Below are 13691 nucleotides of genomic sequence, written 5' to 3' on the forward strand. Positions count from 1 at the left end.
AATACAATTGATATGTGGATATGAATACTTAATGAATGCGATTTAAACCTGCATAATTCCAACATTGAAGGGTTTTTCGATCGGAGCCTGGTCGGCGGCTTGTATTCCGGTTGAGATAATAGTTCTCGTCTCCACAGGATCGATAATCCCGTCAACCCAGAGCCGCGCGGCAGCATAGTAAGGCGAGAGCTCCTCGTTGTAGCGGTCAGTAATCTCTTTTAGTAACTTCTCTTCCTGCTCCGGTGTGATTACTTCTCCTCTTGCTTTTAATGTGGCTGTTTGCACCTGTAACAGCGTTTTTGCTGCGGTGGCGCCACTCATCACGGCCATTTGCGCAGTCGGCCACGCAAAAATCAATCTCGGATCATAGGCCTTTCCACACATTGCATAGTTACCTGCTCCATAAGAATTGCCGATAATGAATGTAAACTTCGGCACAACCGAATTAGCAACTGCATTGACCATTTTCGCCCCGTCTTTGATGATACCACCTTGCTCAGCGCGGCTGCCGACCATGAATCCGGTCACGTCGTGGAAGAATATGAGCGGGATCTTTTTCTGGTTGCAGTTCATGATAAACCGCGCAGCCTTGTCGGCAGACTCACCATAGATCACGCCGCCCATTTGCATTTCGCCTTTGCCAGATTTCACCATTTTCCGCTGGTTCGCTACAATTCCTACGGCCCAACCGTCGATTCGGGCATAAGCGCAGATCAAAGTCTTGCCGTAGTCAGGCTTATATTCGTCCAGCTCAGAACCGTCGACAATGCATTCCAGAATAGGAAACACATCATAGGGTTTCAGCCTGTCAACGGGAAGCAGCGTATATATTTCTTCGGGATTGCGGAGTGGAGCTATTGGTGGTTTCCTGTCAAATCCAGCCGAGAGTGGTTTTCCAATCTTATCAATATGCCGACGGATCGCATCAAGGCACGATTTATCGTCGGGAAATTTGTTATCTGTTACACCTGAAATCTCGCAATGCATTGCTGCACCACCGAGTACCTCGGCATCTACATCTTCGCCAATGGATGATTTTACCAGATAAGGCCCGGCCAGAAAAACAGACCCGGTACCTTCCACGATAAAAGCTTCGTCTGACATAATGGGGAGGTAAGCACCGCCCGCCACACAGCTCCCCATGATCGCGGAAAGCTGCACAATTCCCATTGCCGACATTTGTGCATTGTTCCTGAAAATCCGCCCGAAATGTTCTTTATCCGCAAATACCTCTGCTTGCATGGGAAGATAAACGCCGGCGCTATCCACCAGATAGATCACAGGCAGGCGGTTTTCCATGGCTATTTCCTGGGCGCGGAGGTTTTTCTTGGCTGCAATCGGAAACCAGGCGCCGGCCTTGACGGTCGCGTCGTTGGCAACGATCATGCATTGCTTTCCTGATACTATTCCGATGCCGGCTACTACGCCACCTGAGGGACAGCCGCCTTCTTCGACATACATTTTATCAGCCACGAATGCACCAATTTCCACGAATTGTGATTCTGTGTCAATGAGGTAATCAATCCTTTCGCGGGCAGTGAGCTTTCCTTTTTTGTGCTGCGCTTCGATCTTCTTGACTCCGCCGCCCAGTTTCACCTGATCATATTTTTGGCGGAGAATTTGCAGCAGTTGCGGTAGGCTTTCCTGTGTAGTCATAGGACAGATGAAGTGTGGATTATTTCACAAAATAAAAAGTCGTTTACCCGCAAGCAAACGACTTTCATACTTATTGAGAAATACTTTCTTATTTGATCACCGTTGCGGTATCCAGCGGGGATTCCGACGGGCCTTTGTCTTTTTTACCAAAAACTGAAATGTTGATATATCGTTTCGGATGTTCTCTCAGATTGGTCAGCAACTTATTGAGGCTTACGATCGTCCGATCAATATTTGTGTAAAGTGTCTCGTCTTTGATCAGCTTGCCGGCAGTTCCTTTACCGGATTCTACACTCGCGAGCAAGTTATGCAGCTCGCCGATCGTGCGGTTCGCATTGCGGACTGTTTCTCCCAGCTGCAATGCATTCAGTGAATCCGCCAATGTACCTGTTTTGGTCAAAAGCGGTTTGATCTCCTTTTCGGTTTCCACCAGAGATGTTGACAGCTTGTTCAGATTGGAAGTAAGCGTGAGCAGATTTGTGCGGTTTTCATTTAATAATCCCTGCAGACTGCTGCCTGTTTGATTATAGTTTTTAAGAACCTGATTCAAAATGAGCCCGGTTTCTTCAAAACCCGATACCACCTGGTTCAGATTTTTGATCAGCGAGTCGGCGTGGGTCACAAGCGGCAATGCCTGCTGCTGCAAAACGGTTGTAATACCTGCCTCTTTTTTGGCAAGAAGCGTATCACCATCCTGCATCGGGGCTCCGGTTCCTGCCGACAAATGAATCACTTTCCCGCCGAGCAAACCGCCATCTGCTAGAATGGCCGCGCTTCCGCCAGGAACTGCGACACCCTTTTGAATGTCAAGTGAAACCAGCAGCTGGTTTTCACGATCCTGCAACAGCCTGATTTCCCGTACCCGACCAATATTCAGTCCATTGAGCAGGACAGGATTGGATGCTGTGAGACCATCGATATTGTCATAAATCACATAATACTGGTTGGTTCTTGAGAAAACGTCGGAACCTTTGAGGATATGGAAGCCGAAATAGAGCATTACCATTGCGGCAACAGCCATTATTCCAACCTTTGCTTCTCTTGATAATTTCATGGACTAAGTAATTTCCTGCATTAATCAGGGGGCAGGTATGGGCAGTATTAAGTTTAATTCGGTTGCTTAAAGAGCAACATCAAATTATCAAAAATTGTTTTGACAATTCAAAACATCTGTGAACCGGTTACTTAACGGTCCATATCTTTTTTATACGCCATAAATGCCTGGTGAATTGACTCTGCTACTTCCTCTTGTCCGTCCTTTGAGCTGAGGTAATCTTCTTCGTCGGGGGTAGACAAAAAGCCTGTTTCGATCAGCACACTGGGCATTGCGCAGCGCCACAAAACAAGGAACCCGGCCTGTTTCACGCCGCGGCTTTCCCGATCAGAAACGGATTGGAATTTTTTCTCGATCAAATCGGCGAGGCGCAAGCTGCTCGAAATGAATGCGCTCTGGTAGTTGGCCAGCATAATGTGGGCCAGTGGCGAGTTAGGATCAAAACCTTTGTATTTCTGCTTGTAGTTGGTTTCCTGCAAGATTACCGAGTTCTCCCTCCGCGCTACTTCCAGGTTACCTTCTGTTTTGTGCAAACCCATTACGAAGGTTTCGGTACCGTGAACAGTTTTGGACCGCGGGGTTGCATTGCAGTGAATGGAGATAAAAAGATCAGCGTTATTGCGGTTGGCAAATGCGGAACGTTCGCCTAGTTCTATAAAAACATCTGTGGACCTGGTATACAGTACTTTTACATCCGGGGTTGCGTCCTTGATCTTCCTGCCTAGTTCAAGCGCCACGCTCAATGCAACATCTTTCTCCTTCGTGTTCCGCCCTCTTGTTCCAGGGTCCTTTCCTCCGTGACCCGCATCAATTACCACTGTTTTTACCTTACTTGATTTGGAAGCTGCGGGTTCCTGTTGAAATACGAAAGCAAGACTTGCCAGCAGGAAACTTGCAGCAATTACTGATTTAAGAACTTTTAACATTATTTTTTAATTGGGGCGTTACTCGTTCGAGGTTTCTCTGCTAATTTTGAAAATCGTTATGCAAAAATACTCTATTTGTTAAAACTGAAAAGAAAGGCGATTATTATATCGTCAGTGGTCGCGGCGTTTCTCCTGTTCAGCACTTTAGCCTGTGTGCAGCAACGCTCCAAAGGGGCCGGGAAAAAACAGAGTAAGCAGAATGTTTCTTCTTCTGAAAAGCAATCAACCGATCCTCTCCTTACCGATAAACAAAAGCCTGGCACCGACACTTCAGGTACCGGTAACCCTCGTACGTCCCAGCTAGTTACGGCAGCGGATTCATTGCGCGCCAATCTTGCCGACTCTACGCGGGCTGACTCCGTTGCGGCTGATACTATTTCAAATCCCGACGATTTACAAAATACAGTCGAGTACACCGCAGTCGATTCGACCATTATGGATGCAGTCCTTAAACAGGTGCATCTGTATGGAGACGCAGAGGTAAAATATGGGGCCATTAATCTGAAAGCCAATTATATCCGCCTCAACTGGGTCACCAACGAAGTATATGCAATAGGTACCTACGATTCTACAGCCAAGAAAATGGCAGGCGAGCCTATTTTCCAGGACGGTCCTGAAACTTACAATACCAAGGAGATCAGGTACAACTTCAAATCTCAGAAAGCGCTGATTCAGGGGATTGTAACTCAGGAAGGGGACGGTAATATCCGGGGGGAAAAGGTTAAGAAAGATGCAGAGGGCAATTTCTACATCCGTCACTCGATGTACACCACCTGTAACCTGACGCACCCGCACTACTTTATCAATGCGCCAAAGATCAAGATGGTGAACAAAAAGCAGGTGATCTCAGGACCATTTAACCTGGTGATCAGCGACGTTCCACTTCCCATTGCATTGCCTTTTGGTTTTTTTCCATTTCCCAAGAAAAAAGAGAGTGGTACCAGCGGGATCATTGTCCCTACTTATGGCGAGGAGCCAAACGGTCGCGGATTCTACCTGCGTGAAGGCGGCTACTACTTTGCGATCAATGAATATGTAAATGCAATCCTGACCGGGCAGATCTATTCTTCCGGAAGCTGGGGGTTGGGGGTCGCTTCTACCTACATCAAACGCTACCAATACAGTGGTAACTTCTCATTCCGGTTTAATAGAAATAAACCAAGCGACGAAATTGACAGGCTCATCGGCCGAGGCGTAACCAACGATTTCAGCATAGTATGGTCGCATTCTCCTAAACCAAGAGGCAACTCGCAATTCTCCGCTAATGTGAATGTGAGCAGCAACAGCTACAATCAATTGCAGGCATTCGAAACCGATCGATATACATCCAACGTAGCGAGCTCGTCTGTTCAGTATAACCGTACTTTCGGGCAGTATGCGAGAGCGGCGGCCAGCTTGCGTGTCAACCAAAACTTTGGGCAGATCAATCCTCAGACGCAATTACGTGAAAATGGTAAGACAAACGTTTCTACTGATTTCAGTTTTGGTATCAACCAGATTGCCCCGTTTGCATTGAAAGGCGGGCGCGGCCGTTGGTACGAAAGCTTCCGTCTGGGTCTGGATTTCAGCGGTAACTACGCATTGACGAATTCGCTGACTCCAATTGATACATCTGCCACCCGTCTGGGTTTCCAGATTGAGAACTCTGTCGACCCTACGCGTGTGGGAGTAACAAAGGTGGTTCCCTTCAATCTGAATACATTGCCGGAAATGCTTAAAGACGCGCAATTTACAGGGCGGTACAGCTTACCCATCTCGCTGCCCAACTTTAAAGTACTGCGGTTTGTGAATGTAACGCCAAGTCTTTCGCTGAATGGAGAAGTTTTCACAAAGCAATATGCCTATTCGGTCGACACAACAGCAAACAGGGTCCGAATAGACACTTTGCGGCAAGCTGGTACCGAATACTCCTACAACTTTGGAGCAGGTGTTAACACACGTTTTTACGGTACATTCTTCATCAGAGGTCGGCGGCTGGAAGCGATCCGACATACAGTAATTCCCTCTCTTTCATTTACTTACACACCTGACTTCACTGGTGATGCTTTTGGTTTTTACCAGAAAATCAATGTAAGGGACAGAGAAGGAGAAGTAAAGGAATACTCGCTTTCGAGGTTCCGTGGAATTGGTCAGGGTGTCGGGAACGGACGGGCGAGCAGTGTGGTTTCATTCAGTTTGAACAACTCGTTTGAAATGAAGCTTAAATCGAAAAGCGACACGGCTGCGGCACAGTTTGAGAAGGTATCCTTATTGGACAATTTGAGTTTGGGCGGAAGCTATAACCTGCTGGCCGACTCTCTTAATCTTTCCAACATAACTGTCAATGCGAATGCAAGGATCGGCCGCAACCTGAATCTTAACTTCAATATGAACCTCGATCCGTACGCCTACGAGGCTAACCCGAACATTATGACCAATCAGGTAGGATACCGGGTGAATAAATACGCAATTACGCAGGGGCAGGGCTTGGCCAATCTTCAAAACCTGGGCTTTACATTAGGTACCAGCTTTGCACCGAAAGGTTCTGACAAAACCAAAACACCGGCAGTGAATGGCGCTACGACTGACCCGGCTAACACAGCCACAGAGGAGCAGCGGGAATTCATTGCGCAAAACCCGGAGCTGTATGTAGATTTCAATGTACCCTGGACGCTTTCGCTCAACTATAACTTCGGCCTGACAAAGCCCGGCTTATCACGCGCCAGCCTGATCCAGGCGGTGCAGGCGACGGGCGACCTGAGCTTGTCCAAGAACTTCAAAATCAGCGTAAGCAGCGGTTTTGACTTTGTCGCATTCTCTCCAACGATCACACAACTTACCCTTTACAGGGATTTGCATTGCTGGGATATGAGTTTCAGCTGGACTCCATTTGCCGGCAGCTCGGCACGTATGAGCAATTACAGCTTCACATTAAAGGTTAAATCGGCCATTCTGCAAGATTTGAAAGTGACCCGCCGCCGCTCATTCTACGACAGATCGGCTTACTAACTTACAAGACTGGCAACGGTAAAGCCCTGCATTGCACACAAAAAAGGGCCGCCTGAAAGGCAGCCCTGAAAAGATCTTCTGGCTTGATTACTTGGAAGAAGGCTTCGCTGCCGATTTCGGAACAACTTCGCCATTCAGGTAAAGTGTAATAGAGCCACCTTCTGTGTTACTGAAAACAGTTACAGGCTTATTGAAAGGACCAGCTGCTGCTGCATTAAAAGTAGCTTTTACAGATCCTGTTTTTCCTGGTAGTACCGGCTCTTTTGACCAAACCGGAGTAGTACATCCGCAAGACACTGTCACATTTGATAGAACTACCGGATCACTGCCCGTGTTTGTAAAGACGAACTCGTGAGTAACTGGTGTTCCCTGAGGTACTTTACCAAACTTGTGCGTTTCCTCTTTGAATTTCAAAACACCTTTTTGAGCAAAACTAACGGTACTTAGGCCTACCAATAGAACCAGCGCTGAAAAAAATACTTTCATAACTTTGACTATACATTTAGTGGTGAAAAACTATTTAGCAAACAAGATTAATGTTTAAAAATTAAATTTAATAATCGTTAACCAATATTAACAGAAGGCAGTGATTGAACGTGCCTGAGGCGATTATTATTTTGACACATAATTTTGGCTTGCATTCAAAAAAATGTAATTTAACTACGGATTCATACCCGAAAATTTTGCTTATGCTTCAAAATGATAGTTTGACTGGTGCCGGTATTTTAAGTAAAGAAAACATTATCAGCGACTACCGTCTTGCGTGTGAGAGTCGCCAGATAAGTTTGCTGGGCAGAAAGGATACCATGGGCGGACGGTCTAAATTTGGCATTTTCGGAGACGGTAAAGAAGTAGCCCAAATTGCGCTCGCGCGCACTTTCAGGCCCGGCGATTTCAGGTCCGGCTATTACAGGGACCAGACGATCGAGGCCGCAGTTGGCAACCTGACCTGGCAGCAATTTTTTGCGCAAATGTACGCGCACGCCGACGTTGAACACGAGCCAAACACAGGCGGCAGGTCTATGAACGGCCACTTCTCGACACGCTGGCTGGATGAAAACGGGCAGTGGCTCGACCAGACAAAATTGTACAATTCTGTTTGCGATATCTCTTCAACAGCAGGCCAGATGCCCAGAGCAGTAGGTCTTGCTTACGCTTCCAAATTATACAAATCAAACAAACAGCTACATAACCTAACAAAATTCTCACGCCAGGGCAATGAAATTGCTTACGCGACCATCGGCGACGCTTCTACATCCCAGGGAATGTTTTGGGAAGCAATGAATGCGGCCGGGGTACTGCAAGTTCCATTGCTCGTTTCTGTTTGGGATGATGGTTACGGAATATCTGTACCGATTGAATATCAGACTACAAAAGGCAGCATTTCGAAAGCGTTGGCAGGGTTACAGCGAAATGAAGATGAGCCAGGTATCGAGATCCTGACTGTACATGGTTGGGATTACCCGGCTTTGATTGAAACTTACGAAAAAGCAGCCAATATCTGCCGGACTCAGCACGTACCGGTTTTGGTACATGTTACCGAACTCACCCAGCCGCAAGGCCACTCCACTTCCGGCTCCCACGAAAGATATAAGTCAAAACAAAGACTGAGCTGGGAAAACGAACGCGACTGCAATGTGCGTTTCCGCAACTGGATCCTTAAAAATGGCTATGCCACGGACGAGGAACTGGAACAAATTGAAGTGGAGGCGAAAGAAACTGCTTCTCAGTCCCGGAATAAAGCGTGGCAAGCTTACCGGAAAGATTTAGATAGAGAATACCTGGAAACCATTCAGCTAATCCAGAATGCAGGACGTGAGAGTCGGTTCACTACGGAGCTCAGCAATGTGGTCAACGAGCTATCGCGGACTTACCTGCCTGTGCGCCGGGATATGATTGCGAGTGTCCGAAAAGTGCTTCGGATTATCGGGAAAGAAGATATCCCGCTCAAACCTGCATTGAAAGATTTCCTGAGAACCAGCATTCAGGAGAACCAGGCGCGGTTCAATACGCACCTTTATAGTGAAACCTCTGAATCTCCTTTACATGTACAGCCGGTAGCACCGGAATTTTCCGAAGACAGCCCGGTAGTTGACGGACGCGAGGTTATACGGACCTTTTTCAATGCGACTTTTGAGAAAAATGAGAAAGTAGTTGCATTAGGAGAAGATATCGGGATGATCGGTGACGTAAATCAGGGATTTGCAGGCTTGCAGGAGAAATTCGGCGTGCTCCGTATCACAGACACAGGTATCCGCGAAACGACGATCATCGGACAGGGTATCGGAATGGCCATGCGCGGCTTGCGGCCGATTGTTGAAATCCAGTACTTCGATTACATCTACTACGCACTGGCCACACTGACTGACGATCTGGCTTCATTGCGTTACCGTACTGCCGGAGGACAGAAAGCACCTTTGATCATCAGAACAAGAGGCCACCGGCTGGAAGGTATCTGGCATTCCGGCTCCCCAATGGGCACTATGCTCAGCAGCTTGCGCGGTTTGCACGTGATTGTACCGAGGAATTTTGTACAGGCAGCCGGTTTTTACAATACATTATTGCGCGGTGACGATCCTGGTTTAATCGTTGAACCACTTAATTCTTATCGCCAAAAAGAAATTTTACCTGATAATATAGGCGAAATCTGCATTCCGCTGGGGCAACCCGAAATTTTAAAGGAAGGAAATGATATTACAATTGTGACCTACGGCTCAATGTGTCGTATAGTAATGGAGGCCGCTTCTCAATTGCAAAGTGTAGGCATTGAAGTTGAAGTAATCGATGTGCAGACACTTTTACCATTTGATATTAACAGCAGCATTGTAGAATCCATTAAGAAAACGAACAGGGTGATCTTCGCTGACGAGGATTTGCCAGGTAGCGCGTCAGGTTACATGATGCAGCAGGTTTTGGAAAAACAGAATGCTTACCGCTGGCTGGATTCAGCGCCGGTGACGATTTCTGCCAAAGATCACCGCCCGCCTTACGGGTCGGACGGTGATTATTTCTCGAAACCTAATATGGACGATATATTTGAAACTGTTTATCAAATCATGCGCGAAGCAGAGCCCGAGATCTATCCGGAACTGTTTTAGCGTTTGATTACATGTATCAAAAATCAGGAAAAAGAATTTTAGATATCACAATTGCGGCGACAGGGATTCTCCTCCTGTGGCCGCTTTTTGTTTGGATACTATTCATTGTTTGCATTGACTCCCGAGGTAAGCCACTTTTCTTCCAGAAAAGACCAGGACTGAATGGAAAGCTTTTTACATTGATCAAACTCCGGACAATGCGTGACGGAGCCCCTACACGCATTGGTCTCGTACTCAGAAAAACTTCCATTGATGAAATCCCGCAACTCTGGAATGTACTGCGAGGTGAAATGAGCATTGTTGGTCCGCGCCCGTTGCTGACCAGTTATCTTCCGCTTTATGATCCATTTCAAAACCGGCGACATGCTGTTTTGCCGGGTATAACCGGATTGGCGCAGGTGAATGGGCGCAATGCAATCAGCTGGCAGAAGAAGTTTGAATACGACGTCTGGTACACAGAAAATGTCTCTTTAAAGCTTGATTTAAAGATTCTTTGGCTTACGTTATCCAGAATACTTGACCGGAATGTCGATGCGCCCTCGACTTCTATCGAAGAATTTAAAGGAAATTGATATGCTGCTATACGGAGCTGGCGGCCACGCGAAGGTTGTTTATCAAATGCTTTTGGAAAAAGGGTTTGAAGTTGAAGCTATTTTCGATGATCAGTTTTCATCCATTTTCCTAAATCATCGGGTTAGGCCTTACGATCCCGAAATCTTCCCCGAAAAGCTGCTTTTGGTCACGATCGGAGATAATCACACGAGACGCAGTGTTGCCGAAAAGGTGACGCATCATTTTGGCAAATTGATTCACAAAACTGCATTAATTGGCGCTGACACAATCATTGGCATAGGTTCGATGGTATTTCACCAAGCTATAATCCAGTCTGAAGCGCAAGTTGGCGAACACGTTATTGTGAATACAGGCGCTATCATCGAGCATGAATGCCATCTTGGAAACTTTGTACATGTTGCACTACGAGCTACTCTTTGCGGGAATGTACGGGTTGGAGAAAATACGTTGCTCGGCGCCGGCTGCATCATTTTACCTAATATTACTATTGGCGCAAACTGCATTGTAGGTGCCGGAAGTGTGGTCACAAAAGATATTCCTGATAATTCAACAGTCGTCGGAATTCCCGCACGAAAACTTAAAATTTAACACACACACATGGATTACAAAATCTGGCTATCGCCTCCGCATCTTGGAGGGAATGAATTGAAGTACATTCAGGACGCATTTGAAAGTAACTGGATTGCACCCGTCGGGCCTAATATAGATGCTTTACAACGGGATCTTTGTCTATTTACCGGTAGTAAGTATGCATTGGCTGTCTCTTCCGGAACGGCTGCTATCCACCTGGCGCTGCAAGTGTTAGGGGTACAAAGAGATGATATCGTTCTTTGTCAATCACTTACCTTCGTTGCCTCCGCTAATCCGATCCTTTACCTGCAAGCGGTACCCGTGTTTATTGATAGCGAGGCAGAAACATGGAACATGTGCCCAGAGGCATTAGAGACGGCCATCAGGCATTATATCAGGCTTGGCAAAAAACCAAAGGCTGTCATGTTGGTACATCTTTACGGAATGCCCGCGAAACTCAAAGAAATTATTATGATTTGTTCCAGATATGATATTCCACTCATTGAGGATGCCGCTGAGGCGCTAGGCTCTTCTTACCAGCGACACAGCTTGGGAACCTTGGGATATATGGGAGTTTTTTCATTTAATGGAAATAAAATTATCACTACTTCTGGCGGGGGCGCATTGCTCTGCCAGCGTTTGGATTACATGCAAAAAGCCAGGTTCCTAGCTTCACAGGCAAAGGATTATGCACCGCATTATGAGCATTCTGAAATAGGCTATAACTACCTGATGAGCAACATTTGTGCGGGAATTGGACGCGGGCAAATGGAAGTTCTGGAAGCGCGTGTTGAAAAACGGCGTTTCAATTTCGAACTGTATAAGAATCAACTAATGAATATTCCTGGTATTAGCTTTCAGAAAGAGCCCGCGGGTGCCTTTTCAAACCGGTGGCTGACAACCATTGTTTTTGACCCGAAGACATCAGGGATTCTGCCGCAAGCGCTTAGAACAATGTTCGAGGAGCAGCGCACTGAAACAAGACCCGTTTGGAAGCCAATGCATTTGCAACCTTTATTTAAAGACGCAGAGTACTTTGGCGGGGACGTTGCTCAGCGGATTTTTAGTGCCGGAATTTGTCTCCCGTCCGGCTCTACCCTGGATAAACAAGACATTAATAATATATGTGAGTGCATTATTAAAGCCGGTAAAAATTAAAGAGCTGCCAGAATTCTCCGGCAGCTCTTTTAGAATGTTTTCAGCAATGATTAAGGCAATACCTCAACTTCAAACATGATTGGTGTATATGGCGGAATTGAACCCGATCCACGCTCTTTATACCCTAATGCAGAAGGGAAAATGATAATCGCTTTTTCGGTCTTACGCAGTTTGCGAATCGCCCTGTCGAAGCCGGGAATTGTACCATTTGTTCCTGTTGTAATCGGAATAGTGTTCTTGTCGAACTCCTTTTCATTCAACATCTTTCCAACGTACTTCACACTTACCGACTTACCAGGTCCAAGCGTGTCCCCGGTTACGGTATTTGTTCTAATAATCACGAGATTATCTGCTGTACGTTCCGATACCGGAAATTGCTTTTTAGCTAGGAAATCATCTATCTGCTGCACCTCTGTGCGCGTTTTAATCAATTCAACTTCCATTCTGATCACAGAATAGGCGGGAATATTAACTCTGTCTACATTCCCGAAAGCCAGATAGAATGGGAGCAGAAATGTTGCTTTTTCACCGGTCCGCATCAGCTTGATGCCAAACTCCAAACCGTAGATTTGAGTAGAAAATCCGTCAACAGGAAAGCTCAACGTTGAATCCTTTTCTATTGAAAGCACCTTGGTTCCGTTTAGCAGGTAACCATTGATCCGTACTGTTGCTGCCTCACCTCTCTTCGCCTTTTGCCCGCTCGGGTTTGACTTTCTAATGATGTAATAAAGTCCTGTACTATCACGAATTGCCGAGGTACCCAGGCTGTCTGTCTTTAAAAACTCCTGGATCTGGGTATCGTTTTCAGCAATTTTTTCTTCATCCTGATTTTTGTCCGAGTTCATGCAACCGGACAAACTAACTACCATAGCCAGTAAAATAAACAATGCTAACTTTGTACGCTTCATTTGCTTGCTTCCTTTCTTAAATTTAATGGGATAGATATTTTAAACGATAGACCCTGCAAAAGGAATATTGGTTGTAACTACAATTTCGAAACTTCTGTAAGTACATTTTTTTCAAAGAATTTACAAAAGGGTGAAAGCGGGCACTGCATGCATTTCGGGCTTCTTGCGATACAGATATAGCGACCGTGCAGGATAAGCCAGTGATGTGCTTTGTGAACAAGCTGTTTTGGAATATACTTCACCAGTACCTTTTCAACGCTTAGCGGAGTAGTCGCAGTTTTCGGAACCAGTCCGAGCCGGTGCGATACCCTGAAAACGTGCGTATCCACCGCCATTGCAGGCTGATTGAAAATAACGGAAGCAATCACATTGGCTGTCTTCCTTCCTACTCCTGGCAATTTCTGTAACTCCTCCACAGACGCAGGTACCTCCGAACCAAACTGCTCCACCAGCATCCGCGCCATTCCGACGAGGTGTTTGCTTTTATTATTAGGATAAGAAATGGAGCGAATGTAAGTAAAGACTTCTTCTACATTGGAAGCTGCAAGTGACTCGGGATCAGGAAAACGCTCGAACAAAGGCGGCGTTACAATGTTTACGCGCTTGTCTGTGCATTGCGCCGACAAAATTACTGCAACCAGGAGCTCATACGGACTTGAATAATGCAGCTCGGTTTCGGGTTCAGGAAAGTTCTTAGTGAAATAATCCAGAAATAATTTAAAACGCTCCTGTCTATGCATAAAGAGAAATCATACTCTGA

11 protein-coding genes are annotated in these 13691 nt (G+C 46.2%); 5 read left to right on the forward strand and 6 right to left on the reverse strand.

Going from position 1 to position 13691, the window contains the following annotated elements; all coding sequences use genetic code 11:
- Positions 1-42: 42 nt before the first annotated feature.
- The 3 genes from Q369_RS0113785 to Q369_RS0113795 all read right to left on the reverse strand — a co-directional run bounded on the left by Q369_RS0113785 (position 43) and on the right by Q369_RS0113795 (position 3636).
- On the reverse strand, positions 43-1656 hold the full coding sequence (locus tag Q369_RS0113785; RefSeq protein ID WP_031528386.1) for an acyl-CoA carboxylase subunit beta: 1614 nt from the start codon (positions 1654-1656) through the stop codon (positions 43-45).
- A gap of 88 nt (positions 1657-1744) precedes the next feature.
- Complete coding sequence (locus Q369_RS0113790) at positions 1745-2710, reverse strand: MlaD family protein (protein ID WP_031528387.1); 966 nt, start codon at positions 2708-2710, stop codon at positions 1745-1747.
- Positions 2711-2841: 131 nt separating this feature from the next.
- On the reverse strand, positions 2842-3636 hold the full coding sequence (locus Q369_RS0113795; protein WP_031528388.1) for an N-acetylmuramoyl-L-alanine amidase family protein: 795 nt from the start codon (positions 3634-3636) through the stop codon (positions 2842-2844).
- Positions 3637-3711: 75 nt separating this feature from the next.
- Here Q369_RS0113795 and Q369_RS0113800 point away from each other — a divergent pair, with 75 nt between their 5' ends.
- A complete protein-coding gene (locus Q369_RS0113800; protein ID WP_031528389.1) occupies positions 3712-6624 on the forward strand; it encodes a putative LPS assembly protein LptD in 2913 nt (970 codons plus the stop codon).
- Between the two features lie 87 nt (positions 6625-6711).
- Here Q369_RS0113800 and Q369_RS0113805 read toward each other — a convergent pair whose 3' ends face one another.
- On the reverse strand, positions 6712-7110 hold the full coding sequence (locus tag Q369_RS0113805; protein WP_031528390.1) for a DUF1573 domain-containing protein: 399 nt from the start codon (positions 7108-7110) through the stop codon (positions 6712-6714).
- 203 nt (positions 7111-7313) lie between these two features.
- Here Q369_RS0113805 and Q369_RS0113810 point away from each other — a divergent pair, with 203 nt between their 5' ends.
- From Q369_RS0113810 to Q369_RS0113825, 4 genes are read left to right on the forward strand one after another with little or no spacing between them, the layout of a single operon-like run.
- A complete protein-coding gene (locus Q369_RS0113810) occupies positions 7314-9722 on the forward strand; it encodes an alpha-ketoacid dehydrogenase subunit alpha/beta (protein WP_031528391.1) in 2409 nt (802 codons plus the stop codon).
- An 11-nt stretch (positions 9723-9733) separates the two neighbouring features.
- A complete protein-coding gene (locus tag Q369_RS0113815; protein WP_031528392.1) occupies positions 9734-10294 on the forward strand; it encodes a sugar transferase in 561 nt (186 codons plus the stop codon).
- Position 10295: 1 nt separating this feature from the next.
- Positions 10296-10883, forward strand: a complete 588-nt coding sequence (locus Q369_RS0113820) for an acetyltransferase (protein ID WP_031528393.1) — start codon at positions 10296-10298, stop codon at positions 10881-10883.
- 9 nt (positions 10884-10892) lie between these two features.
- Positions 10893-12023, forward strand: a complete 1131-nt coding sequence (locus Q369_RS0113825; RefSeq protein WP_031528394.1) for a DegT/DnrJ/EryC1/StrS family aminotransferase — start codon at positions 10893-10895, stop codon at positions 12021-12023.
- 50 nt (positions 12024-12073) lie between these two features.
- On the opposite strand, the gene Q369_RS0113830 is transcribed toward Q369_RS0113825, so the two are convergent.
- Positions 12074-12931, reverse strand: coding sequence for an FKBP-type peptidyl-prolyl cis-trans isomerase (locus tag Q369_RS0113830; RefSeq protein ID WP_031528395.1), 858 nt, complete (start codon positions 12929-12931; stop codon positions 12074-12076).
- A gap of 77 nt (positions 12932-13008) precedes the next feature.
- The gene (nth, locus tag Q369_RS0113835; RefSeq protein WP_031528396.1) at positions 13009-13671 is read right to left on the reverse strand and encodes an endonuclease III; all 663 of its coding nucleotides are present in this window, start codon (positions 13669-13671) and stop codon (positions 13009-13011) included.
- Positions 13672-13691: the final 20 nt, after the last annotated feature.

It is taken from the genome of Dyadobacter crusticola DSM 16708, from assembly GCF_000701505.1.
Classification (GTDB): domain Bacteria; phylum Bacteroidota; class Bacteroidia; order Cytophagales; family Spirosomataceae; genus Dyadobacter; species Dyadobacter crusticola.